The organism is Pseudoduganella sp. GW821-FHT05F09 (assembly GCF_059419605.1).
This window is the reverse complement of sequence record NZ_JBWKSD010000001.1, coordinates 304,291-329,061: the sequence shown is the minus strand read 5'-3', so window position 1 is coordinate 329,061 and position 24,771 is coordinate 304,291. Positions and strand designations below refer to the sequence as shown.

Sequence of the window (24,771 nt, the reverse complement as noted above, 5' to 3'; positions counted from 1 at the left end):
CAGTCTTCGCTTGGAACTGCTTGCACAAGCGCCCGGTCGCGGCTAGGTCCGGAAGAAATCGCGCAAATCGGCGATGATCGCTTGCGGCTCCTCCCATGCCGCGTAATGGCCGCCGCTGGGGTGGTGGCGCCATTGCTGAAGATTGTAGTAGCGCTCCGCCCAACGGCGCGGCGCGGTGCATACCTCTTCCGGGAAGATGGATACCCCGACGCGCGTCTCGACGACCGGGATTCGGGAATGCGCGGGTGTCCAGGGATGGTGGGCCGCCTCATAGTAATACCGCGCCGAGGTGCCGTAACTCTGCGTGACCCAGTAGATCATGATGATGGTGAGGATGTCGTCCTTGCTGAAACGCGTTTCAACGTCGCCGTGGCAGTCGCTCCAGCCGCGCAGCTTTTCGACGATCCATGAAGCGAGTCCGACAGGCGTGTCGTTCAGCGCCAGGGCGATCGTCTGGGGCTTGGAGCATTGCAGCGCGGAGTAAGCAGAGTCGGTTGCGAAGAATTGCCTCAGGCGCTCGGCCAATGGCGCCTCGCCAGGGTCATAATCCTGGGGCGTCGGCAGACCGCCGCTGAACAGGTCGAGCGGCAGCATCATGGCGAGATGGATCCCCAGCATGCGCTCGGGATAGCGGTGGCCGAGGTCCGCGGTGACCAGCGCCCCCCAGTCGGCGCCGTGCGCGGCGAAGCGGACATAACCCAGCCGCTGCATCAGTTCGACCCACAGCCCGGAAGTGCGCCAGAAATTGACGCCCGGCTTGCGCAACGGCGCGGAAAACCCATAACCCGGCAGGGATGGAATCACGACATCAAAACTATCGGCCGCGTCGCCGCCATGCGCGGTTGGATCGGCCAGGGCGTCGATGACCTTGCGGTATTCCCAGAACGTCCAGGGCCAGCCGTGCGTCAGAATGAGCGGTTTCGGATGCGGCCCCTTTCCCCGCACATGCATGAAGTGGATCGGGACGCCGTCGATATCGGTGCGGAATTGCGGATACCGGTTCATCGCTGCTTCCTGCTTGCGCCAGTCATAGCCATCGATCCAGTAGGCGACCAGTTCGCGCAGATAGGCTGTCGTGCTCCCGTACTGCCATTGCTGATTGGAGAAATCGTCGGCCCAGCGCGTCAGCCGCAGGCGCGCCCGCAGGTCGGCCAGCGTGGCATCGGGCACATCCACGTAAAACTTTTTCATGTCTCACCTCCTCCGCTGGCGGGGCGCCATGGAGCGTGCCGCAGCCATGGCGCCGTGGCGCCGCTGGGTTAGCCGCGCAACGACTTGAAGCCGGCGCGCACCTCCTGCGTGAAGAGCGCCGGCTGCTCCCATGCCGCGAAGTGACCGCCCCGGTCGACGCGGTTGTAATGGATCAGCTTTGGAAATGCGCGCTCCGACCAGCTGCGCGGCGCCGGGTAGAGTTCATCCGGGAACACGCTCACGGCGACCGGAATCTTGATGTCCTTGACATTGAAGAAGCCCAGCTTGTTTTCCCAGTACAGGCGTCCCGACGACACACCCGTATTGGTCAACCAGGTCAGGGTGATGTTGTCGAGGAAGTCGTCACGCGAGATGCCGCTCGGCTGGCCGAAGAAGGCACCGGCGATCAGCTTCTGGCTGCGCACGTCATGGTCCAGCAGATAGCTGGCCAGGGCCATCGGGGAATCGGCCAGGCCGTACAGTGTCTGCGGACGCAATCCCATCTGGAACGCATAGCCGATGCCCTTGGAAAACACAAACAGCAGTTCCTGGTAGCACGCCTTCTCGTCGGCGGACAGCCCTGCCGGCGCCGGCGCCCCGCTGAACGCCATGGCGTGGATATCGTTGGGGATCGCGCCAGGCATATTGGTGTGGATGCCCAGCAGCTCGGGAGGCGCTTGCACCGCCATCTGCTCAGTGATGACCGCGCCCCAGTCCCCGCCCTGCGCCACGTATTTGGTGTAGCCCAGGCGCCTCATCAGCACGCTCCAGGCGCGCGCGATGCGCGGCGTATCCCAGCCGGCGGCGCTGGGTTTACCGGAATAGCCGTAACCGGGAATCGACGGGATCACCAGATGGAAGGCGTCCGCCGCGCTACCGCCATGCGCCGTGGGGTTGGTCAGGGGATCGATGATCTTCATCTGCTCGATGACCGAGCCGGGCCAGCCGTGGGTCACGATCATAGGCAGGGCATCGGCGTGCTTGGAGCGCACATGGATGAAGTGGATGTCCAGCCCGTCGATCTCGGTAATGAACTGCGGCAGCGCGTTGAGCCTGGCCTCGACCTTGCGCCAGTCGTAGCTGGTCGCCCAGTACTCCGCGATGGCCTTGACCGTGGCCAGCTGCACCCCTTGGGTGGTATCGGGAACGGTTTCCTTTTCCGGGAACCGGGTCGCCTTGATGCGGGCGCGCAGATCGCGCAACTCCGCTTCGGGGACCTTGATGTGGAAGGGGCGAATAGCGACCCCGTCGCTGCCGTTCGTTTGAGTATTTTGTGTCATGGCATAAGCCCTTTCTGAAAAACTGAGGACACCGAGCATGCTCGCTGCGCCGGTGGCGGCCGCCTTGCAAACAAGACGGCGACCGATATCGGGTATTTGTTCCATGGAGAACTCCTTGCAGGCGTCCCTGCGTTCGGGTGCGACTACAAATGTTCGCAGCCCTGAGCAAGGATGGCGGAATACGGCGTTGGTTTGCATTGCGCCATGGATGGGATGAAGCTGGCCAGGCCAGCAAATCGCGGCGAGGCGCTAAGCGAAATACCGGCGCGGCTAAACCGCCGTCCAGTCATACCGGCACTATGGACGCGGGGGCAGGATTTAGTTCAGGGGCGCCAGGCAGGGTGAAGTCGACGCCGCAGCCTGGTGACCAGGCCGGATCCACCCGCAAACTGCCGCCATGGGCATCGACGATGGAGCGGCAAATGGACAGGCCTATCCCCACGCCGCCAGGCTTGGTCGTGTAAAACGAATCGAACACCTGTTCGTGGTGGTCGGGCGGGATGCCGGGGCCGCTGTCGCGGATCGATACCAACACGCCGCCGGCGGCGTCCGCGGACGAGTGGACCAACAGCGTGCGCCCCTTCGCCTCGCCTTCGGCCATGGCTTCGATGGCGTTGACAATAAGGTTGAGCACCACTTGCTGCAACTGGACGCGGTCGCCGCACGCGGGCGCCAGGCCCTCCGTGAGCTGGGTCTGCAACATGATGCCCTGCTTGGACAGCTCACCCTTGACCAGCGCGATCACATTCAGGATGGCGCCGTTGAGATCGACCCGGTCCTGGCGCGGCGGCACCCTGCGCACCTGGTCGCGGATGCCCTTGAGGATGTCGTGCGCGCGGTAGGTGTCGTCGACCACGCAGGCCAGCGCTTCGCCCACGTCGGCCAGCGCGGGCGGATGGGCCGCCAGGAAGCGCAGCGCCGCGTGCGCGTTGTTGCGCATCGCGCCGATGGGCTGGTTGACCTCGTGCGCGATCGAGGCGGTCAGCTGTCCCATCGTGGCGAGCCGGTTGGCATAGGCCAGATCCATCTGCAGCGTGCGCAGCGCTTCCGCGTCGCGCTTGCGCTCGCTCAGGTCGAGCACGAAGGCGACGCCCTGCCCGTTGCCGCCTTCGAAGTTGGCCACCCCGACCAGCACCGGCACGCGGCTGCCGTCCCTTCGGAACAGCTCCTTTTCAAACGGCTGCAGCCTGCCCGTCAAGCGCAGCTCGGGCACCCGGAACTCCTGGTCCAGGTCCAGCCATTCCGGCGGGGTGATCTTGGGCCAGCACACTCCCTGCGACACAAACCCGTCACGGTCGTAGCCGACGATGCGCAGGAAGGCATCGTTGGCCTCGAGTATGCGGCCCTCGACATCGCTGATGACGATACCGATGATGTTGGCGTCCACCAGCCGGCGTATCCGGGCCTCCCGCTCGGCGAGATCCCGATAGAGGCGGGCATTCTCCATCGAAATCGCGGCTTCGGAGGCCAGCAGTTTCAGAATCGCCATGCGCGCCGGCGTAAACGCGTGCGGAGTCAGATTGTTCTCGAGATAAAGCATGCCCAGCAGGCGCGATTGCTTGAGGATGGGCACGCAGAGCACGGACCGGGCCCGGTGCTGGCGCACATAGTCGTCGCCCGAGAAGGCGCTCGCGCCCATGGCGTCGTGCAGAAGCACGCTGTCCCGGGTGCGCAAGGCGTAGCGGAATACCGATTGCGGCAAGTCGGCCGGGCTCATGCCGGACTGCCTCAGCCTGACCTGCACCCGCTCGCCGCTGGTGACCACTTCGGCCTCGATCCGGTAGTCCTCGCCGCAAGGCAGGATGAGCAGGCCCCGCTCGGCGCCCGCGTGTTCGACCGCCGTGCGCATCAGTGTATCGATCAGTTTTTCCAGCACAATTTCACCGGAGACGGCTTCCGAGATCCGCAACACCGTGGCCAGGTCGAGATGCTCGACCGGCGCGTTGATCGTCGCGGCGCACTCGGCAAGCGGTTGGTCCAGTCCCAGGCCGGGGAAGCCGAGCGCGAGCTGCCGCGCCTTGCCCTCCGCGCCCCAGCGGACGTAGTATAAACAGGCGTCGCGCAGATAGGCGCGGGCAATTTTCTCGAAGCCACGCTCCAGATAGAAGCGCCCGGCCAGCTCGTTCGATAGCGCCTCGTTGTGCACCGAGCCATTGTCATGCGCCAGGCGTATCGCCTCCTCGTAGAGCGCTTGGGCATCGAGCGGCCGCGCTTCGATGCGGGCCGTTTCGGCGTCGACCAGCGCCGCCCGTTCGGCAAAATTGGCCGGGCAATGCATCGCCCACACCGCGAGTTGGCGCTGATGCGCCGCCAGCGTGGCCATGACCCCGGGGCGCTGCCGCGCGCTGGCGCCATGCCAGTGGGCGGCGTGGGCCAGTGCCGCATAGAAGCGGAAATCCGCCGTCACGATCTGGCCGGGTGCGGTCCATAGCAGGCTTTGCGCGCGCACCGCGGCGGCGGCGGCCGACGCGAAATCGCCGGCGAAAAAGCGCGCCTGCAGCTTGCGCGTCCAATAGCAGAATTCGGCCAGTGACAGCACCGGGTTGCTGGCCAGGGCGCCCTCCGCCTCCGCCTCCGCATACAAATCCGTGTCCAGCCGGCCGAAACCGGCGCCGCCTTCCCGCAGCGTGCGGATCAGGCCCAGTTGCGAATTGCAGTTGTGAATGACATAGCCGAAACCCACACGCTGCCCGAAGGCCAGGCCGTGCTCGGCCTCCTGCTGCAGCTCGGCCAACGGGTAGTCGCCCGCGATAAGGTAGTTGGCGACGATCTGTTCCCCGCGATAGGCCGCGAACGTGAGGTCGCCCGCGCGGTAGGCCAGGTCGAAGGCACGCTGCAGCAAATCACGCTCGCTGGCGACATGCCTGACCCAGGGCACCACGGCGTTGCTGAACGTGATGTACATGCGCGCCTGGTAGCGCGTCAGGCCGCGCCGCTCCACGAGGTCGAAACCGAGCTGGCCGAAGCGGTAGCCGTCGACGTAGTTATCGAACTGCGGTCCCGCCGCCATCGCGAACCACGCATAGCCGAAACAGGAGCCATCGCAATTGCCGTGCTCCAGGCTGAGATTGACCATGCGGCATAAGGTCAGCGAAAACAGATGCTCATCGTAGAACAGGGCCGGTGTCACGATTTCGGTGAACACATCCATCGTGTCGATGTAGTCGATGTCGTCCGCCAAGGGCAGGTCCACCAGTTCCTCGATGGTGCGCCCGCCCAGCAGGGTCCAGATGCGCTCGTACTCGCGCATCGCGTCGGCCCGGGTCGGATGCCTGGACCACTGCGTGCCGTCCTGGCGCAGCCAGTCGAGAAACACGTCCACGCCGCGATCGCTTTGGTCCATTGCCGTGTAGAGCGTCAGGCGCAGGCGCGTCACCATGCAGGCATCGTGCCGGTTGGCGGCGCGCAGCACCAATTGCGCCAGCCGCCCTTCGGCGGCGGCCATGTCCATCGTCATCAGCTCGCACTCGGCGATCAGGAATTCCAGGGAAAAGGCCAGCGCATAGGCGCCCGTCCAGGCCGCCGGAGGCAACAGCGTGCTGCCGGCGCGCAGGTACTTGAGCGCCGCGTCATAGGCGGTTGCGTTCTTGGCCCGCCGGCCGGCGACCAGGTTGAGCTGCGCGACCTGGAGGATTTCATCGTCCGCCGTCAGCAGGTGCGCGCCGCGGTTCAGCTGGTTCACGATTTCAAAGATGGCTTCCTCGCGCTGCGCGGGGGGCGTGTGGCTGGCCAGCAGCAGGCCGATGCGCAGGTGCGTCCCCGCGCGTTCGGCAGGCGCGATCTGCGAGTACGACGCCTCCTGCACCCGATCATGCAAGAACCGGTAGCTATCCTCGGCACGGAACACCAGCCCCGACCGCACCGCCTCGCCAAGGTGGCGATGCATGTCCTCAACGGTCCCGCCCTGATAGGCCATGCCGAGCATGTCGAAGCTCGACGTATTGCCCATGCAGGCGAACTGGCGCAGCGCCTGCTGGGTTGCCGGATGCAGGCGGCTGAGCTTGGCGACCATCAACTCGACGACATTGTCGGTGAAGTTCTTGGCGAGGATGCGCTCCAGGTCCCACTCCCAGCGCCCGGCGGCGTAGTCAAAGCCCAGCAAGCGCTCGTCGGCCAGCGCCCCGATGAACTGGATGGCGAAGAACGGATTGCCGGTGGTTTTGTCGTGGATCAGCGCGGCCAGCGGCGCCGCGCGCGCCGGTTCGCACCGCACCGTATCGGTCAGCAACTCACCGAGGTCGGCGCGCCGCAGCGGCGCCAGGACGATGTCGTGCACCGGCGCGCCGGTGCGGCGGATGGCGTCGAGCTTGCGCAGCAGCGGGTGCGCCGCCTGCACCTCGTTATCGCGGTAGGCGCCGATCAGCAGCAGATGCCGCAGATCGGTGCTGGTCAGCAGATCCTCCAGCAGGTCGAGCGTCGCGCTATCGAGCCATTGCAGATCGTCGAGAAACAGCGCCAGCGGATGTTCCGGCCGGGCGAACGCGGCGATGAAGCGCCGGAACACCAGCTGGAAGCGCCGCTGGGCTTCCTTCGGCGGCAGTTCCGGCACGGCGGGCTGGTCGCCGATGATATGCCGCAGTTCGGGCACGAGATCGACAATCAGCTGCCCGTTCGGATCCAGCGCCGATTGCAGGGTGTGGCGCCAGGCCAGCAAGGACGCCTCGTTCGAGCTTAACAGGGGCCGTATCAGGCTTTGAAACGCCTGCGCCAGGGTGGCGTAGGGAATGTCACGCTTGAACTGATCGAACTTCCCCGCCGCGAACAGGCCGCGCGGCGGCACCAGCGGCTTGTGCAGCTCGTTGACGACGGCCGACTTGCCGATGCCCGAGTAGCCGGAGACCAGCACCAGCTCGGTCCTGCCGCCGGCGACGATCCGGTCGAACGCGGTTAGCAGGGTGGCGATTTCGCGGTCGCGGCCGTACAGCTTTTCCGGCATCATCAGCCGGTCCGGGGTATCGGACTGGCCCAGCGCGAACGACGCGATGCGGCCGTCCGCGTCCCATTCCCGCTGGCAGCGCCGCAAATCGGCCTCCACGCCCTTCGCGGTCTGGTAGCGTTCCTCCACCGTCTTCGCCAGCAGTTTCATGGCAATGGCGGACACCGCCTGCGGCACAGCGGCATTGCGCTCGACGGGCGTCAAGGGCTGCCGCGCCACATGGCAATGGACCCACTCCATCGGATCGGACGCCGAAAACGGCAAGACGCCGGTCAACATCTCGTAAAAGGTCACGCCAAGGGAATACAGGTCGCTGCGCGAATCCATGGAGCGGTTCACCCGCCCCGTCTGTTCCGGGGCCATGTAGGCCAGGGTTCCGGCGATGAGTTCGGGCGGTCCGGGCGCGTGGCGCTCGCGTGACAGGCGCGACGCGATACCGAAGCCGGTGTACCAGATGGCAGCCGTTTCCGGATCCGCCATCACGTTCGCGGGCTTGATGTCTTTATGGATGAGGCCGCGGCTGTGCAGCTGGCCCAGCCCGGCCGCCATCGCCGTGGCCAGCCGCAGGAAACGGCCCATATCGAGGCCCGCCGAGATCAGCCGGTCCAGCCGCAACCCGCCGGGAAACTCGACGAACAGCAGGGTGTTGCCATGGCGCCGCACCAGTTCGACCGGGCGCAATGCCCACGCGGGGTCCAGCGAGTCTCTCAGCGCATATTCCCGCTCCAGGCGGCGTTCGCCCTGCAGCGTCGCCGCGCCATCGCCGGAGCGCGCCGGCATGAAGGCGTAACGCTCGGCCGTGCCTTGGCGCAGCCGGCAAAAGACCAGCCCCGCGTCCTCCGACAGCGCTTCCCGAACCGTGTCCTCGCCACTGCCGGCCAGCGCATCCATGCTCACCTCACCGTGCCTCGACGGGCGCCAGGGCGCGGCGCAGGCACCCGATCAGCACCAGCTCGTCGAGCGGCTTCGGCAGGTAGCAGCGCGCGCCTAGCTTGAGCATGTCCCGCCGCACGGCTTCCTCTGGATAGGCGGTGATCAGGATGGTCGGTATGGAATGGCCGGTGGCGACCAGGTGCCGGAACAGCTCGACGCCGGTCATCACGGGCATATGGATATCGGCCACCAGACAGGCGGCGGCCGGCATCAGCGCATGGGCGAGAAATTGCGGAGCGGATGCAAACTCCGCAACGGAAAAGCCATGCGAGACGAGCAGCCTGCGCATGGAGCTGCGAAAGGAACGTTCGTCATCGACGATGCATATGAGGGGGGACTCGGGCAAAACGGCCTCCGGCGCGGTACACGCGGCCGCGCGTGTCTCTATTGCCGAGAATACAGCAGATAGCCTCCTGCGCGTCTAAACCATGGTTTAGGCGCTTCAGGCGCCCGGCGCGCGCTTCGGCAAGAGATCCAGCAGGTCGACCATGCGGCACAGTTCCGGCAGCGATCCCGCGTCGATCTTGTGCATCATGTTGCTCCGGTGAACTTTCACCGTGGTTTCGGTGATCTCCATGTCGCTGGCGATTTGCTTGTTGAGGCGCCCCTGCACCACCTCCAGCAAGATGGCGTGCTCGCGTGGCGTCAATGTCTCGAAACGCCGCCTGAGCGCCAGCAGGTATTGATTGTTGTCGCGGCGCGCCCGGTCCAGGGCCAGGCCGGTGTTGACCGCGTCCAGAAAATCCTGGTCGCGGAAAGGCTTCGTCAGAAATTCGATGGCGCCAGCCTTCATGGCCTGAACCGTCATGGGGATGTCGCCATGGCCGGTGATGAAGATGATCGGCAAGGTGCCGCCGGCGGCCTTGAGATCGCGCTGGAATTCCAGGCCGCTGCGGCCCGGCATGCGCACATCAAGGACCAGGCAGGTCGGAGCGTCCACCGGCGAAGTGTCAACAAAGTCGGCGATCGAGGCGAACATTCCGGCATGCAGGCCGACCGAGCGCAGCAGGCGCCCCAACGATTCGCGGAACGTCTGGTCGTCGTCCACCACGGCCACATAGCCGCTCGGATTGGACGCCACGGTGGCGTGCGACCCCATGTCCATGACAACGCCCCTCATCGTGTTTCAAGATTAAATACCATACTACCTCAGGGTGAAGCTGTCTACTGGCCATCGCTTTCCGGCTGCTCGGTGCCTTGCGCACTCACTGCGGCGGGTGGTAGACCGCGCAGAGCTTGTTGCCATCCGGGTCGCGCATGTAGGCGACATATAACGGGCCGCCATCGGCGCCCCGCACGCCGGGCGGGCTCTCAACCGGCTCGCCACCGTTGGCGATGCCGGTCGCATGCCACAGATCGACTTGCGCGCTCGACTGGCACACGAAGCCTATCGTGCCGCCGTTGGCGGGTGAAGCCGGCCGGCCATCGATGGGTCGCGTAACAATGAAAGCGGCGCCGCCCGACAGATAGATGTAGTCTCCCTTGCTGCGTAACCGGCCCTTGTCCTGCCCCAGGGTGCCGAGTACCGCATCGTAGAAACGCCTGGCTTGTTCGAGGTCGTTCGTGCCGACCACGACGTGATTGAACATACGCACTCCTGATGAATGAAAATGAGTGAAAGATCGAATGATGGCGCGGCCCTGGCGCCGGTCACGCGACCCGCACCTGCAATGCAACGTCGATATTGCCCCGCACTGCTTTCGAGTAGGGACAGACCTCATGTGCCGCGTGGGCGATCGACTCAGCAACGTCGAGGGCGAAACCAGGCATGGAGACCACAAAGCGCGCCTGAAGCAGATACGCGTCGCCATTCTTCCCCAGGTCCACCTCGATATCGACGGCGAGGTCCCCCGGCAGCTTGACTTTCCTGATCTTGGCGACGAGCGCCAGCGCACCGCTGTAGCATGCGGACCAGGCGCCGGCGAACAGTTGCTCGGCCGTCGGATGCATCTGCACCCCTTTGAATGCGATGTCATGGGCGCCGCCGCCGGGCACCGTAAGGTGCATATCAATTTTTTCGGCAGCGCCGCTTGGCGTCGTTTGAGCCTTACCTGTTAGCAGCACAGTCTGGATTTTGGTGGTCATGGCATCTCTCCTTGAATATCGCGATGGAAAGGAATGATGACAAAAATCCGGGGTGGAAACTATTGGACTCAGGTGAACTGAAGCGGAAATTTGCGGCCGGCGAACCCGGTCACTTAATGTTTATCGACGTTGAACTAAACTCCGATATTACCGGGCCCAACTAATCCGCAAGCCAAACCAACCTTGACTCAGAGCCGCGCGCGGTGGGGAGGGAACGCCGTTCGGTCTCGCCTTCGGCCAGCATGCCGCAGCCAGCGATGCGCTGGCCGCAAGGGTCGGCGACGGCGATCGGGGGCGCCGGCGACCACCGGCAACGTGACGGCGACAACTGTTGCTCCTTGCCGCAGCATGGCTACCCCGCCTGATTGCCTTGAAGCGCCCTGCCTTGCTCAGAACGCGCTCTTGACCACACCACCGTCGACACGAAGCGCCGCGCCGGTGGTTGCCGATGCGAGGGGGCTGGCCACGTAAGCCACGAGCGAGGCCACTTCCTGCGGCGTGCCGAAGCGCTTGATCAGCGAGGTCGGCCGCACGTGCTCGAAGAATTCCGCCTCGACCTGCTCGAAGGTCTTGTCGCTGGCCTTTGCCATGTCCTGCACGAAGTCGCCAACGCCGCGCGATTTCGTCGGGCCGGGAAGGATGCTGTTGACCGTGATCCCGGTGCCGGCCACCGACTCAGCCAGCCCGCGCGACACTGCGATTTGGGCGGTCTTGGACATGCCGTAGTGGATCATCTCGGTGGGGATCTGTATCCCGCTTTCGCTGGAAATGAAGATGATGCGCCCCCAGTTCGCCCGCTTCATCTCCGGCAGCACCAGGCGCGCAAGGCGCACGCCGCTCAGCACGTTCACGTCAAAGAAGCGCTGCCAGTCTTCGTCGGGGATGTCTTCAAAGGCCTTGGGCTCGAAGATGCCGAGGTTGTTGACGAGGATGCTGATGCCGGGAAAACGCCGAATGATGTCATTCGCCGCCTCGGCCTGGCTGAGATCCCCGGCATAGCCTTGGACCGTGCCTTGCGTCTCCGCGCGGATGCTTTCCACCGCTTCGTCCACGCCCGCCTGCGATCTGCCGTTGACGATTACGCTGGCGCCCTCTAGGGCCAGCGTGTGCGCGATCGCGTAGCCGATGCCGGCCGTGCTGCCACTTACCAGTGCCAATTTGCCATTGAGCTGCAAGTCCATGCCGATTCTCCTGAGTTAATCGCCGAAGTGCCGCGCGGATGGGCTTACACTGACGTCCGCCTCGCGGCTGCAATCTCACTTTAGCAAGAAGTCCCGCCCACATCCTCTCCCAGTTGGCTTAGGCCGCCTGCTTGCCCAGCTGCGGCAGCGAGGCCATCAAATCCGAGAAGCGTTGGCCCTGTATCATCACGTGCTCGCGCAGCAGTTCGGCGGCTTTGTCGCCGTCGCCGCTGATGATGGCTTGCACCACGCCGTCATGTTCGGCGTAGGAATTGGACAGGCGGTTGCGCACCCGCAGCTGCAAGCGCCGGTAGGGACGCAAACGCCGGTACAGGCTGCGCGCCTGCTCGATCAGAAACTGGTTGTGGCTGCCCGCGTAGATGGCCTCGTGGAAGGCCTCGTTCCGGTAGTAATAGTCGTCCGGCCCCTGCGAGTCCAGCGCTTCCTTGCAAGCCTGGTGCGCCGCCCGCAGCGCCTGCTGCTCCTCCACCGTCATGCGCCGCGCGGCGAGCCGGCCGCAGGTCGCTTCCAGCTCGGACATCACCTCAAACATCTCCACCAGCTGCTGCGGCCCCAGGTCGGCCACGATGGCGCCGCGCCGCGGCCGTATCACCACCACCCCCATGGACGCCAGCTGTATCAGCGCTTCGCGTATCGGCGTGCGCGACACCTCGAAGCGGGCAGCCAGCTCGGTCTCGTCCAGGTGCTGCCCCGGGCTGAGCGTGCCGACGGCGATCATTTCTTCCAGCGCTTCGCGCAATTCTGTGGATCGGTTCTTCATGGCAATGGAATTTCCTGTATGTAGGCCTTCATTATAGGAGCGATTTTTAACTTGACAATGCATGCAGTGCATATATTCTTGTATACATAAAAAGAGGAATTGCATATTTCAACCACCTTGGAGGATGACATGACTGGAATGACACGCAGGACCGCACTAAGCACCCTGGGCAAATTCGGCACTTTGGGCGCGCTGGCTGGCAGCCCGTTTTTGCCCGGCGTTATGTCCAGCGCATGGGCGCAGGCCGCCACGCTGAAAATCTCGCACCAGTTCCCCGGCGGCACGCTGACCGAAGGCGACTTCCGCGACCGCCTCACCCGCATGTTCGCCGCCGAGGTGGAAAAGCGCAGCAAGGGCGCGCTCAAGTTCGCCATCTACCCCGGCTCCTCCCTGATGAAGACCAACGCCCAGTTCTCGGCCATGCGCAAGGGCGCGCTGGACCTGTCGCTGGTGCCGCTGTCGTATGCGGGCGGCGAGGTGCCGGAAGTGAATATCGGCCTGATGCCCGGCCTGGTCACGTCCTACGAACAAGGCTACGGCTGGAAGAACGCCGAGGTGGGCAAGGAGCTGGCCCGCATCCTGTACGACAAGGGCATTGTGGTGGTGAGCTGGATCTGGCAGGCCGGCGGCGTGGCCTCGCGCACCAAGCCGGTGGTGGAACCGGAGGACGCGAAAGGCATGAAGATACGCGGCGGCTCGCGCGAAATGGACCTGATCCTGAAAGCCGCCGGCGCCGCCGTGGTGTCGCTGCCGTCCAATGAAATCTACGCCGCCATGCAGACCGGCGCCATGGACGCCGCCCTCACCTCCTCCACCTCGCTGATCTCCTTCCGCCTGGAGGAAGTGTCCAAGGCGCTGACCACGGGACGCGGCAACGCCTACTGGTTCATGTTCGAGCCACTGATGATGTCGCGCGCAGTGTTCGACAAGCTGCCAAAAGACCAGCAAGCCACCATCATGGCCGTGGGCGCCGACATGGAAACCTTCGCCCTGAAAGCCGCGCAGGAAGACGACGCGCAAGTGGCCGCCGTGTACCAGAAAGCCGGCGCCAAGGTGGTGGACCTGAACGCGGCCACCGTCAAGCGCTGGCAGGCCATCGCCCGCACCACCGCGTGGAAAGACTACGGCGAGAAAAACGAAAACTGCGCCAAGCTGCTGAAACTGGCCGAGAAAACGCTATGAGCCACGGTTTTGAACTCAAGGCCGCGCCCGGGCCTGCAGTGCCCGACAACGCGGCACTGGCCGGCGCCTCCGGCCTGCTCAACAAGCTGAACAAGGCGCTGCTCATGCTGTCCATGTGCGCGCTGATACTGACGGCGCTGATCCTCACCTACTCGGTGGTGTCGCGCTACTTCTTCAACGCGCCAACCGACTGGCAGGACGAAGCCTCGGTGTTCATGCTGGTGGGCGTCACCTTCTCCTGCGCGGCCTATGTGCAGTCCTATCGCGGCCATATCGGCATTGAGGCGCTGGCCGGGCTGCTGCCCGCGCGCGTGAACGCCGTGCGGCTGTTCTTCGTGGACCTGCTGTCCATGCTGTTCTGCGCCTTCTTCTCATGGAAGTCGTGGACGCTGTGGCACGAAGCCTATGTGGACGGCCAGACCACCACCTCCACCTTCGCCCCGCCGCTCTGGATCCCCTACGGCATGATGGCCCTCGGCATGACGCTGCTCACGCTGCAGCTGCTGCTGCAAACGGCCGCCCGCCTGAGCGACAAACCCACGGAGACCGCACCATGAGCGAACTGACCCTGGGCGCCCTGTACGGCGCCGTCACCCTGGTGGTGATGTTCTCCGGCATGCCGATCGCCTTCGCGCTGGGCGTGGTGGCCACCGGCTTCATGTACTTCTTCATGCCATCCTCCTCGCTGGACACGGTCACGCAAAACGTGTACGAGGAAATGGCCTCCATCACGCTGCTGTCCATCCCGCTGTTCATCATGAAGGGCGCGGCCATCGGCAAATCGCCTGCGGGGCGCGACCTGTACGGCGCCATCCACGCCTGGCTGCACAAGGTGCCGGGCGGCCTGGGCATCGCCAACGTGTTCGCCTGCGCGCTGTTCGCCGCCATGGCCGGCTCCTCGCCAGCGACCTGCTCGGCCATCGGCTCGGCCGGCATACCGGAAATGCGCAAGCGCGGCTACTCGCCCGGCTTCGCCGCCGGCATTATCGCGGCGGGCGGCACGCTGGGCATCTTGCTGCCGCCATCCATCACCATGATCCTGTACGCGGTGGCGGCCGAGCAGTCGCTGGGCCGGTTGTTCCTGGCAGGGATAGGCCCCGGCATCCTGCTGGTGCTGCTGTTCGCCGGCTACGCCGTGCACCGCGCCCGCAAGGAATACAAGATCGCGCTGGACATCTATGAAAAAGGCGGCGAAAAAGGACCCGCCCTGCACGACGAGCACTTCACGCTGGCGCAGAAAGTGGAGATGCTGCCGCGCGTGCTGCCCTTCCTGGTGCTGCTGATCGGCGTGATGGTGGCGCTGTACGGCGGTTTCGCCACGCCGTCCGAAACGGCGGGCCTGGGCGCGCTGCTGGCCCTGGTGCTGATCGCCATCGTCTACCGCGTGTGGCGGCCGAAAGACCTCGCGCCCATCCTCACCTCCACCATCAAGGAATCGACCATGCTGCTGATGATTATCGGCATGTCGCTGTTCTACTCCTATGTGATGAGCTATCTGCACATCAGCCAGTCCGCCGCCAGCTGGGTGGTCGGCATGCACCTGTCCAAATGGCTGCTGCTCGCGGTGATCCTGCTGATGGTGGTCGTGCTGGGCTTCTTCCTGCCGCCGGTATCCATCATCCTGATGACGGCGCCCATCGTGCTGCCACCGCTGAAAGCCGCCGGTTTCGACCTGATCTGGTTCGGCATCGTCATGACGGTGGTCATGGAGATGGGCCTTATCCACCCGCCGGTGGGGCTGAACATCTTCGTCATCAAGAATATAGCGCCGGACATTCCGCTCAAGGACGTGATCTGGGGAGTTGCGCCCTTCGTGGTGCTGATGTTCGTGGCGGTGATCCTGCTATGCCTGTTCCCTGGCATTGCGACGGGCCTGCCGGATATGATGATGGGAGCTAAATGATGAATGCGCCGGTGAACGCACCCACGCGCGCCTGGGATACCTTGCAGCGCAACCGCGCGCAGCGCCTGGAGCGGGCCACCGCCGCGCTGGGCGCGGAACTGGACGGCAAAAGCCTGCCCGCAGGCTGCATTGCGGACCTGTTCTACGCGGTGCTGGAATGCGGCGACCGGGTCTGCATCGAAGGCAACAACCAGAAGCAGGCGGACTTTCTGTCACAGGCGCTGGCCAGGCTGGACCCGGCGCGCGTGAACGGACTGCACATGCTGCAGTCCGTGCTGACCCTGCCCGAACACCTGGACGTGTTCGAGCGCGGCGTGGCCTCCAAGCTGGACTTCTCCTTCTCCGGCCAGCAGGCGGGCCGCGTGGCCAAGCTGCTGTCGGCGGGGAAGCTCAACATCGGCGCCATCCACACCTATCTGGAACTGTTCAGCCGCTACTTCATCGACCTGCCGCCGCGCGTGTCCATGGTGGCGGCCGAAGCGGCGGACCGCCACGGCAACCTATACACCGGGCCGAACACGGAAGACACCCCGCCCATCGTCGAAGCCACCGCCTTCAAGAACGGCATCGTCATCGTGCAGGTGAACCGCATCATGGACACGCTGCCGCGCGTGGACATTCCGGGCGACTGGGTGGACTTCGTGGTGCAGTCGCCCCGCCCCTACTACATCGAGCCCCTGTTCACGCGCGACCCCGCGCTGATCTCCGAAATCCAGGTGCTGATGGCGATGATGGCCATCAAAGGCATCTACGCCGAATACGGCGTGCAGCGGCTCAACCACGGCATCGGCTTCGACACCGCCGCCATCGAACTGCTGCTGCCCACCTACGCCGCCTCGCTCGGCCTGAAAGGCAAGATAGGCAAGCACTGGGCGCTCAACCCCCACCCCGCGCTGATACCCGCCATCGAAGCCGGCTTCGTCGAATCCGTGCACTCCTTCGGCTCCGAACTGGGCATGGAAGACTACATCCGCGCGCGGCCCGACGTGTTCGCGGTGGGCGCGGACGGCTCCATGCGCAGCAACCGCGCGCTGTGCCAGGCCGCCGGCCATTATGCTTGCGACATGTTCATCGGCTCCACCCTGCAGATCGACCTGCAAGGCAATTCATCCACCGCCACGCTGGGCCGCATTGCGGGCTTCGGCGGCGCCCCCAACATGGGCGCGGACGCGCGCGGACGCCGCCACGCCAGCCCCGCATGGCTCAAGGCAGGCCAGCAGGCGCGCGCCGGCCGCAACATGATCCCGCGCGGGCAAAAGCTGGTAGTGCAGATGGTGGAGACCTTCCGCGAACACATGCACCCGGCCTTCGTGGAAAAGCTGGACGCATGGGAACTGGCCGAACAGGCCAAGATGGACATCCCGCCGGTGATGATCTACGGCGACGACGTCACCCACATCCTGACCGAAGAAGGCATCGCCAACCTGCTGCTGTGCCGCAGCGACGAAGAACGCGAGCAAGCCATACGCGGCGTGGCGGGCTACACGCCGGTAGGCCTGGGCCGCGACCGGCGCATGGTGGAAAACCTGCGCGACCGTGGCGTGATACAGCGGCCCGAAGACATCGGCGTAGACAAGCGCCTCGCCACGCGCGACCTGCTCGCGGCGCGAAACATGAAAGACCTGGTGCGCGCATCCGGCGGCTTGTACGACCCGCCGCAGCGCTTCCGCAACTGGTAGGCATAAGGCAAAGGGCATAAGGCAAGAACATGGAAACTCTAACGTACCGTTTTGAAAACGGCAGCCGCAGCCTGCCGGCAGGGCCGCAAGTGGTGGGCGTGGTCGGCTCCGGCAACCTGGAAGTGCTGATCGAATCCACGCCGCTGGCCGGCGCCTGCGAAATACAGATCACCACCGCCGCCGTCGGCTTCGGCGCCATCTGGGAAGCCGTCATGCGCGACTTCCACCAGCGCTGGCCCCTGGCGGACGCGCGCATCGCCATCAACGACGTGGGCGCCACGCCCGCCGTGGTCAGCCTGCGGCTGGACCAGGCCGTCGAAACCATGCTGGGGGCCGCGCCATGAACAACAGCAGCAGCAACAGCGGCAGCAACCACAGCTACCAGGAAGCCAGCGCCCGCGAACGCCTGCTCCAGCTGGTCGACCCGGGCAGCTTCGAAGAGCTCATCGGCCCCGCCCAGCGCGTGGTCAGCCCCCACCTGGGCCAGCTCAACGCCCCCGTCGCCTTCGACGACGGCGTCGCCATCGGCCGCGCGCGGCTGGACGGCATGCCCGTGTTCATCGCCGCGCAGGAAGGCGGCTTCATGGGCGGCGCGGTGGGCGAAGTGCACGGCGCCAAGCTCACCGGCCTGCTGCGGCGCGCGCTCGACGAACGCCCGCAAGCGGTGGTGCTGCTGATCGAATCGGGCGGCGTGCGGCTGCACGAAGCCAACGCCGGCCTGATCGCCGTGGCCGAAGTCATGCGCGCCGTGCTGGACGCGCGCGCGGCGGGCATCCCCGTCATCGCCCTGGTGGGCGGCGCAAACGGCGCCTTCGGCGGCATGGGCATCGTGGCGCGCTGCACCAACGCCGTCATCATGTCCGAAGAAGCGCGGCTCTCCATGTCCGGCCCCGAAGTGATCGAAACCGCCAACGGCGTGGAGGAATTCGACTCGCGCGACCGCGCCCTCGTGTGGCGCACCACCGGCGGCAAGCACCGCTACCTGATGGGCGACTGCCAGGCCATTGTGCCGGACGCCATCGGTGCCTTCCGCGCCGCCGCGATAGAAGCCATCGCCCAACAAAACGCCCCCGAACTGACACTGCAAGCACTCGAACAGGAGCAAGCCATGCTCACCGACCGCATCGCCCGCTACGGCGCCCTGCCCGACCCGGCCGACATCTGGGCCGAGATGGGCATGCCCAACGCCGCCAACATCGCCATGCTGGAAATTGAACCCTTCAAAGCGGCAGCGGCAGGCCGCCGAGCAGGAGGCCGATAATGGACTGGCAAACCCTGGCGACAGAGCTCTTCCCCCAAGGCCACGCCATCACCGAGCGGGACCAGTTCCTGTCCGGCAGCGCGCAAGTGGACGGCGCCACGGTAGCCGTCATCGGCACCACCGGCCACGCCCCCATCGGCATCGAAATCGCGCTGGCGCAGGCACAGGCCGTGCTGGCGACGGTGCGCGAGCACCCCGGCCGTCCCATCGTCATGCTGGTCGACACCCAGGGCCAGCGCCTGCGCCACCGCGACGAAATGCTGGGCATTAACAGCTACATGGGCCACCTGGGCAAATGCGTGGACCTCGCGCGCCGGCGCGGCCACAAAATCGTCGCGCTGGTGTACGACCAGGCGCTGTCGGGCGGCTTCATCACCAGCGGCCTGATGGCCGACACCTGCCACGCCCTGCCCGCCGCCACCATCCGCGTGATGGGCCTGCCCGCCATGGCCCGCATCACCAAGGTGCCGGAAGAAGTGCTCACCGAACTGGCGCGCAGCAACCCCGTATTCGCCCCCGGCCCGGAAAACTACCTGCGCATGGGCGGCCTCGAATCGATCTGGGACGGCGCCCTGGCGGAGCAGCTGGCGCAGGCGCTGCGCGCGCCCGCCACGGCCGACGCGCGGGCCGAGCTGGGACGCCAGCGCGGCGGCCGCAAGCTCGCCTACCCCATCATCCAGGCCATCCTTGGCGGACACGATGTACAAGCGGCATGACCTGATCTGGCTCACCCGCGCAGGCTGGCAAGCGGCGCTCGCCGCCCAGCCCGCGCAGGAAGCCGTGCTGCGCCACTGGCGGGACGAAGAATGGCCGGCCGTCGTGCGGCGGCGCGAACCCGAGAGCGGCAGCGCAGCGATGGTGGGCAGCGACGCCGCGCAAGACATCTTCGCCGGCATCGCCCTGCCGCCCGACTCCGCCGGTGCCAAGCCGCGCATCGCCCTGCGCGTATCGCCCGCGCACATCGAGCGCAGCAGCGCCCCGCTCACGCTCAAGGCCGCCCGCCCGGCGCTGCCGCCGCACTGGCGTCCCGGCTACACCGAACTGCAGCGCCTGTCCGTAGGGCTGGACCTGCGCGTCTACGGCTCCCTCGCCTGGCAAGCCCTGACCAGCCTGCGCTGCCTGACGGCCAGCTCCGACATCGACATCCTGTTCCGCCCCCTCACCCGGCAGCAGCTGCAAGCCGGCCTGGCGCTGCTGTCCGGAAGCGGGCACGGCCTGCCGCTGGACGGCGAAATCATGTTCCCCACCGGGCAAGCCGTCTCGTGGAAAGAATGGACCGCCGCAAGCGACGCCCAGGCGCGCGTGCTCGTCAAAACCATAGACAGCGTCCACCTCGCCGCCCCCGACGAACTGCTCGCCACCCTGAGGCCCGCATGACCCCCGCCCGCCCTCACCCCCACACCAAATCCCACGCGGGGTCCCACGCGGGGTCAGTTCTGCCATCCGGTCACGGCCTCGGCAGTACGCACCCTCCCACCCCAGGGTCAGTTCTGTCATCCGGTCACGGCCTCGGCAATGGGCGCCGGCGCGCCGTCAGCCAGCAGGCTGCCCGCCTGGCGCTGCGGGCGCTCTACGCCGAACTGGCCCTCTATCCCAAACCCGGCCTGGTGTCGCTGGTCGACAACGGCAGCCATGACGATATGACCGCGCTGACCTTTATGCGCAGCCTGTTCTCGCTGCGGCACTATTTCGCCGCCATCTGCCGCGCGGGAATGGAGGATGCGCCGTTTGCGCGCCTGAAGCAGCTGGGCATCGCCGCCGAGCGCCGCATGATGGCGGCCACCGGTGGTGTGAATACCCATCGCGGCGCCATTTTCGGCCTGGGCATGCTGTGCGCGGCGCTGGGACGGCAGCTTGCCCGGCGCGATGCCGGGCCGGCGGACGGTGTCGACGCCGCCTCGCTGCGCACAGCCTTGCTGGACGGCTGGGGCGAGGCGCTGGCGGCCCACACGCTGGCCGCGCCGGATGGTTCGCATGGCCAGCGCGCCGCGCAACTCCACGCGGCAAGCGGCGCGCGCGAGGAAGCGGCGCTGGGCTTGCCGTCGGTTTTTCTGGTGGGTTTGCCGGCGCTGCGGGCCACGCTGGCGCGCGGCGGCAGCATGCACCACGCGCGCATCGACGCGCTGTTTGCGCTGATGGCGCATGTGAGCGATACGAATGTGCTGCATCGCGGCGGCGCGGCGGGGGCGAGCATGGTGCGGGATCAGGCGCGCGCGTTCGTGGAGCTGGGCGGGACGCGGCAGCCGGACTGGCATGCGCGCGCGCTTGATAGCCACCGGCTGTTTGTGCGCCACAAGCTGTCTCCCGGCGGCGCGGCGGATCTGCTGGCCGCTTGCTGCCTGGTGCAGGCATTTTCGGTGCACGCGTGGCCATGAGCGCGAGGCTGCTGATCTTGTGCCCGGGGCAAGGCGGGCAGCATGAGGGGATGTTTGATTTGGCCGGGGGGGATGCGGCTGCAGCGGCGCTGCTTGGCGGGTTACGCGCACGCGGGGCGTGCGCTAACCCGCCCTACGCGATCCAATCTGACCAGGGGCTGTTTTCCAATCGCGTGGCGCAGCCGATGATAGTGGCGGCGGCGCTGCTTATGTGGGAGGCGCTGCGGTCCTGCGCGCCGCAGCCTGCGCTGGTCGCCGGATACAGCATAGGCGAGCTGGCGGCCTGGGGCGTGGCGGGCGCGCTTGCCCCCGCCGAGGCGGTGCGGCTGGCCAGCACGCGCGCGGAGCTGATGGACCAGTGCCTGGCTCTGCATCCCGGCCAGACCCTGCTCGCCGTGACCGGGCCCCATCCGTCGCGCACGGCGGCGCTGGTGGCCGCTTGCGGCTTTCATTCCGCCATCGTCACCGGCGAGGACAGCTGCATCATCGGCGGTTTGCAAAGCAGCGCCAGCGAAGCCACGAAACTGCTGTCCGCCGCAGGCGCGCGCGTTACGGCACTGCGCGTGGAGATAGCCTCCCACACCCCGCTCATGGCCAGCGCGCAGGCGCCCTTCGCCGACGCCCTGCGCGCAGCCAGCCTGCATGACGCCCACACGCCGGTCCTGTCCGGCATCAGCGCGGCCCGCCTGGAGCGCCGCGAGCAGGCCATCGAGCACTTGCCGCGCCAGCTTTGCGAAACCATCGTCTGGGATGAGTGCATGGACGCCTGCGCCGAAGCGGGCATCACCGTGGCGCTGGAACTGGGACCGGGCGCGGCGCTGTCTCGCATGATGCAGGCGCGCCACCCCGGCATCGCCTGCCGTTCGGTGGCGGATTTCCGCAGCCTGGACGGCGTGCGCGCCTGGCTGCGGCGCCACTGCGGCTAATCAGCGCCGGTTGTTCTGCTGCGCCCACGCCACGATGCTGTTGGCGTCCATGGCGCCCGGCTGGCGCGCCACTTCCCGCCCGCCTTTGAACAGCGCCAGCGTGGGGATGCTGCGGATGGCGTAGCGCGCCGCCAGGTCCTGCGCTTCCTCGGTATTGACTTTGACGACGCGGAAATCCGGCTCCAGCCGCTGCGCGGCCTGCTCATAGAATGGCGCCATCGACAGGCAAGGGCCGCACCAGGGCGCCCAGAAATCCACCAGCACCGGCAGCTCGCTGCGTTCTATCTGCTTTAGAAAGCGCGCGCTCGACAGGTCGACCGGCTTGCCGGTGAACAGGTCGCGCTGGCATTTGCCGCAGGTGGGATCTTGCCCCAGGCGCGTGGCCGGGACGCGGTTGACCGCGTCGCAGTGCGGGCAAACGATGTGGAGGGAATCGGTACGGGTTGCGTTATTGTCGGTTGCGGTATTCATGGCTGCCATCCTTCATGCGTATGGCGCCAATGTAGCAGAAATGCGGAAATCGTGAGCGCGGCTCGGCTCGTATCGGCGCGGCCTTCGCCCTTGACGATGCCGCGCACATTGAGGGCAGCCTGGCATGCAGGCGCCGGTGGAAGCCAGCTACCGAAGGCCGGCTAGCGATATACCATCAGGTCTCAGCCTTCCTTGCGGCCGGCCGGCTGCTTGGCGCCAGCCGCCTGGGTCGTCTGGTGCACCTGCGCGCCCGCCGCGCGGGATTCGGCCGATTGCATCTCGGCCTGGTGACGCTGCTGCTCCTCGCGGTCGCGGCCGTTGCTATGGCCGTCCGCCTGCATCTGATGGCCGTCGGCGAACTGGTCGAAGGTGGCGGCCATGCGGCGCATCGCATCCTGCTGGGTGCGCACGTTTTTCTCCGTCTCCTCGGTGGCCAGGCGCGTCACCTCCTCGGCCAGTTCCTTGGCGGTGCGGCTGGTTTCGCTGACGTGCTCCTCGGCCACCTTGGCCAGGGCCACATGGGTGTTGGCGGCGATGCGCGACAGGTGCTGCTGGTAGGCGCGCAGCTTGTCTGCGGTGGGCTGGGCGTGCGACAGCGTGACGTTGACAGCGTCGGCCGGGCGGCTGGTGGTCAGCAGTTCCTGCCCCGTCAGCGACACCTCCTCGATAATGGTCTGCGCCAGCTGAATGTTCAGGTCGCTATATTGCTGCACGGTGCGGAACAGCGATTTGGACATGTCGTTGATGAGCGAGACCTGCGCTTCCATGTGGTGTTTGGCGGCGGGGGTAACGGACTGGTTGAAAGAGAACATAAATCACCTCTTGAAATGAAAGTTGGATGGGAGTCGCGCTGCACCGCAACACGGCTGCGCGAATCAACCAGACTACGTGAGCGCCGCTGGCGCACCATGATCCAGATCAAACATGCGCGCTTGACGAAATGTAGCGAGTTTGTAACTCAACCGCCCAAGCCGTTTCCGATATGGAATACTCGCGGCTTCCCATTCGTCCCTTCCCAGACATGAAATACTTGATCGTTCCCTCCCTGCTGCTCGCGCTCAGCGCCCATGCCCAGCAAGCCGCTGAAAGCAAGCCCGCCGCCCCGGCAGCTGCGCCGGCGCAGCCCTTCGAGCGCGCCTTGAAAGCCGAGTCCGCCGTCAGCAAGTCCGCCACGGTCATGATCAAAGGCAAAGCCGTGCCCTACAAAGTCACCGCCGGCACCCAGCCCGTATGGGACAAGGACGGCAAGGTGATCGCCTCGCTGTTCTACACCTACTACCAGCGCAGCGACGTAGCCGACAAGGCCAAGCGCCCGCTGGTGCTGTCCTTCAACGGCGGCCCCGGCTCGGCCTCGGTGTGGATGCACGTGGCCTACACCGGCCCGAAAATGCTCAACATCGACGACGAAGGCTACCCGGTCCAGCCCTACGGCGTGCGCGACAACCCGCACTCCATCCTGGACGTGGCCGACATCCTGTACGTGGACCCGGTCAACACCGGCTTCTCGCGCATCCTCGACAGCAAAGCCGACCGCGCCACCTTCTTCGGCGTGAACGCCGACATCTCCTACCTGGCCGAGTGGCTGAACACTTTCGTCTCGCGCGAAGGCCGCTGGACCTCGCCGAAATACCTGATCGGCGAAAGCTACGGCACCGCGCGCGTGGCCGGCCTGTCGCTGGAGCTGCAGAACGCGCACTGGATGTACCTGAACGGCGTGATCCTGGTCTCGCCCACCGAGCTGGGACTGAAGCGCGACGGCATCGTCGGCGACGCGCTCAACCTGCCCTATTACGCCGCCACCGCCTGGTACCAGAAAGCGCTGCCGGCCGACCTGCAGGCCAGGGATTTGAAGGACGTGCTGCCCGAAGTGGAAGCCTTCACCGTGGACGAGCTGATCCCCGCGCTGGCCAAGGGCGGCTTCCTGGACGAGGCGAAGAAAGCCGGCATCGCCGCCAAGGTGGCGCGCTACTCCGGCATCGCCGAAAAGGCCGTGCTGCAGCACAACCTGGTAATCCCGACCAATTTCTTCTGGAAGGAACTGCTGCGCGACCAGGGCTACACCGTGGGCCGCCTGGACTCGCGCTACAAGGGCATCGACAAGTCCGACGCCGGCGCCGGCCCGGACTACAACGCCGAGCTGACCTCCTGGCTGCACTCCTTCACGCCCGCCATCAACCACTACCTGCGCGACGTGCTGCAGTACAAGACCGACATCAAGTACAACATGTTCGGCTCGGTGCACCCGTGGGACAACAAGAACGACACCACCGGCGAGAACCTGCGCAAGGCCATGGCGATGAATCCCTACATGAAGGTGATGGTGCAGTCCGGCTACTACGACGGCGCCACCACCTACTTCGACGCCAAGTACACCATGTGGCAGCTGGACCCGAGCGGCAAGATGAAGGACCGCCTGCGTTTCGAGGGCTACCGCAGCGGCCACATGATGTATTTGCGCTCGGAAGACCTGGTGCGCTCGACCGACGACATCCGCGACTTCATCAAACAAACCACACCGGCCGCGAATCAGCCGGCGCGCTACTAGCGCCTTACTAATTACGCATGCATTTCTGGTAAGATTGCCCAG

22 protein-coding genes are annotated in these 24,771 nt (G+C 65.9%); 11 read left to right on the top strand and 11 right to left on the bottom strand.

Annotation, left to right across the window (positions count from 1 at the left end):
* Positions 1–42: 42 nt before the first annotated feature.
* The 9 genes from AC07S4_RS01280 to AC07S4_RS01240 all read right to left on the bottom strand — a co-directional run bounded on the left by AC07S4_RS01280 (position 43) and on the right by AC07S4_RS01240 (position 12,387).
* Positions 43–1,191: an epoxide hydrolase family protein gene (locus AC07S4_RS01280; protein WP_494984875.1), complete on the bottom strand. Its 1,149-nt coding sequence runs from the start codon at positions 1,189–1,191 to the stop codon at positions 43–45.
* 68 nt (positions 1,192–1,259) lie between these two features.
* Positions 1,260–2,576 carry an epoxide hydrolase family protein gene (locus tag AC07S4_RS01275; RefSeq protein ID WP_494984874.1) on the bottom strand — a complete coding sequence of 439 codons (1,317 nt, stop codon included), beginning with the start codon at positions 2,574–2,576 and terminating at the stop codon, positions 1,260–1,262.
* A gap of 181 nt (positions 2,577–2,757) precedes the next feature.
* Positions 2,758–8,298, bottom strand: coding sequence for a trifunctional serine/threonine-protein kinase/ATP-binding protein/sensor histidine kinase (locus tag AC07S4_RS01270; RefSeq protein WP_494984873.1), 5,541 nt, complete (start codon positions 8,296–8,298; stop codon positions 2,758–2,760).
* 7 nt (positions 8,299–8,305) lie between these two features.
* Positions 8,306–8,686 carry a response regulator transcription factor gene (locus AC07S4_RS01265; protein WP_494984872.1) on the bottom strand — a complete coding sequence of 127 codons (381 nt, stop codon included), beginning with the start codon at positions 8,684–8,686 and terminating at the stop codon, positions 8,306–8,308.
* 96 nt (positions 8,687–8,782) lie between these two features.
* Positions 8,783–9,445: a response regulator transcription factor gene (locus AC07S4_RS01260; RefSeq protein ID WP_494984871.1), complete on the bottom strand. Its 663-nt coding sequence runs from the start codon at positions 9,443–9,445 to the stop codon at positions 8,783–8,785.
* 100 nt (positions 9,446–9,545) lie between these two features.
* Positions 9,546–9,929, bottom strand: coding sequence for a VOC family protein (locus AC07S4_RS01255; protein ID WP_494984870.1), 384 nt, complete (start codon positions 9,927–9,929; stop codon positions 9,546–9,548).
* A gap of 61 nt (positions 9,930–9,990) precedes the next feature.
* Complete coding sequence (locus AC07S4_RS01250) at positions 9,991–10,425, bottom strand: Ohr family peroxiredoxin (RefSeq protein WP_494984869.1); 435 nt, start codon at positions 10,423–10,425, stop codon at positions 9,991–9,993.
* Between the two features lie 389 nt (positions 10,426–10,814).
* Complete coding sequence (locus AC07S4_RS01245; RefSeq protein WP_494984868.1) at positions 10,815–11,606, bottom strand: SDR family NAD(P)-dependent oxidoreductase; 792 nt, start codon at positions 11,604–11,606, stop codon at positions 10,815–10,817.
* Between the two features lie 118 nt (positions 11,607–11,724).
* Positions 11,725–12,387 carry a GntR family transcriptional regulator gene (locus AC07S4_RS01240; RefSeq protein WP_494984867.1) on the bottom strand — a complete coding sequence of 221 codons (663 nt, stop codon included), beginning with the start codon at positions 12,385–12,387 and terminating at the stop codon, positions 11,725–11,727.
* A gap of 129 nt (positions 12,388–12,516) precedes the next feature.
* Here AC07S4_RS01240 and AC07S4_RS01235 point away from each other — a divergent pair, with 129 nt between their 5' ends.
* The 10 genes from AC07S4_RS01235 to AC07S4_RS01190 all read left to right on the top strand — a co-directional run bounded on the left by AC07S4_RS01235 (position 12,517) and on the right by AC07S4_RS01190 (position 21,713).
* Positions 12,517–13,569 (top strand): TRAP transporter substrate-binding protein, encoded by a 1,053-nt coding sequence (locus AC07S4_RS01235; RefSeq protein ID WP_494984866.1) that lies wholly within the window; start codon positions 12,517–12,519, stop codon positions 13,567–13,569.
* Entirely contained in the window at positions 13,566–14,126 is a 561-nt protein-coding gene (locus AC07S4_RS01230; RefSeq protein WP_494984865.1) for a TRAP transporter small permease, read from the top strand. The genes AC07S4_RS01235 and AC07S4_RS01230 overlap by 4 nt, the downstream gene beginning before the upstream one ends.
* A complete protein-coding gene (locus AC07S4_RS01225) occupies positions 14,123–15,472 on the top strand; it encodes a TRAP transporter large permease (protein WP_494984864.1) in 1,350 nt (449 codons plus the stop codon). Before AC07S4_RS01230 ends, AC07S4_RS01225 begins: the two co-directional genes overlap by 4 nt.
* Entirely contained in the window at positions 15,469–17,151 is a 1,683-nt protein-coding gene (gene mdcA, locus AC07S4_RS01220; RefSeq protein WP_494984863.1) for a malonate decarboxylase subunit alpha, read from the top strand. The genes AC07S4_RS01225 and mdcA overlap by 4 nt, the downstream gene beginning before the upstream one ends.
* A gap of 29 nt (positions 17,152–17,180) precedes the next feature.
* Entirely contained in the window at positions 17,181–17,495 is a 315-nt protein-coding gene (mdcC, locus tag AC07S4_RS01215; protein WP_494984862.1) for a malonate decarboxylase acyl carrier protein, read from the top strand.
* Complete coding sequence (locus tag AC07S4_RS01210; protein ID WP_494984861.1) at positions 17,492–18,412, top strand: biotin-independent malonate decarboxylase subunit beta; 921 nt, start codon at positions 17,492–17,494, stop codon at positions 18,410–18,412. The genes mdcC and AC07S4_RS01210 overlap by 4 nt, the downstream gene beginning before the upstream one ends.
* The gene (mdcE, locus tag AC07S4_RS01205; RefSeq protein WP_494984860.1) at positions 18,412–19,128 is read left to right on the top strand and encodes a biotin-independent malonate decarboxylase subunit gamma; all 717 of its coding nucleotides are present in this window, start codon (positions 18,412–18,414) and stop codon (positions 19,126–19,128) included. Before AC07S4_RS01210 ends, mdcE begins: the two co-directional genes overlap by 1 nt.
* The gene (gene mdcG / locus AC07S4_RS01200; protein WP_494984859.1) at positions 19,112–19,789 is read left to right on the top strand and encodes a malonate decarboxylase holo-[acyl-carrier-protein] synthase; all 678 of its coding nucleotides are present in this window, start codon (positions 19,112–19,114) and stop codon (positions 19,787–19,789) included. Before mdcE ends, mdcG begins: the two co-directional genes overlap by 17 nt.
* A gap of 113 nt (positions 19,790–19,902) precedes the next feature.
* A complete protein-coding gene (gene mdcB / locus AC07S4_RS01195; RefSeq protein ID WP_494985588.1) occupies positions 19,903–20,787 on the top strand; it encodes a triphosphoribosyl-dephospho-CoA synthase MdcB in 885 nt (294 codons plus the stop codon).
* The gene (locus tag AC07S4_RS01190) at positions 20,784–21,713 is read left to right on the top strand and encodes an ACP S-malonyltransferase (RefSeq protein ID WP_494984858.1); all 930 of its coding nucleotides are present in this window, start codon (positions 20,784–20,786) and stop codon (positions 21,711–21,713) included. The genes mdcB and AC07S4_RS01190 overlap by 4 nt, the downstream gene beginning before the upstream one ends.
* On the opposite strand, the gene trxC is transcribed toward AC07S4_RS01190, so the two are convergent.
* Together trxC and AC07S4_RS01180 are read right to left on the bottom strand one after the other, a co-directional pair.
* The gene (gene trxC, locus AC07S4_RS01185) at positions 21,714–22,184 is read right to left on the bottom strand and encodes a thioredoxin TrxC (protein ID WP_161070666.1); all 471 of its coding nucleotides are present in this window, start codon (positions 22,182–22,184) and stop codon (positions 21,714–21,716) included.
* 182 nt (positions 22,185–22,366) lie between these two features.
* Positions 22,367–22,996 carry a phasin family protein gene (locus tag AC07S4_RS01180; protein WP_494984857.1) on the bottom strand — a complete coding sequence of 210 codons (630 nt, stop codon included), beginning with the start codon at positions 22,994–22,996 and terminating at the stop codon, positions 22,367–22,369.
* 209 nt (positions 22,997–23,205) lie between these two features.
* On the opposite strand from AC07S4_RS01180, the gene AC07S4_RS01175 reads away from it, so the two are divergent.
* Positions 23,206–24,729: a S10 family peptidase gene (locus AC07S4_RS01175; RefSeq protein WP_494984856.1), complete on the top strand. Its 1,524-nt coding sequence runs from the start codon at positions 23,206–23,208 to the stop codon at positions 24,727–24,729.
* The last annotated feature ends 42 nt before the right edge of the window (positions 24,730–24,771 follow it).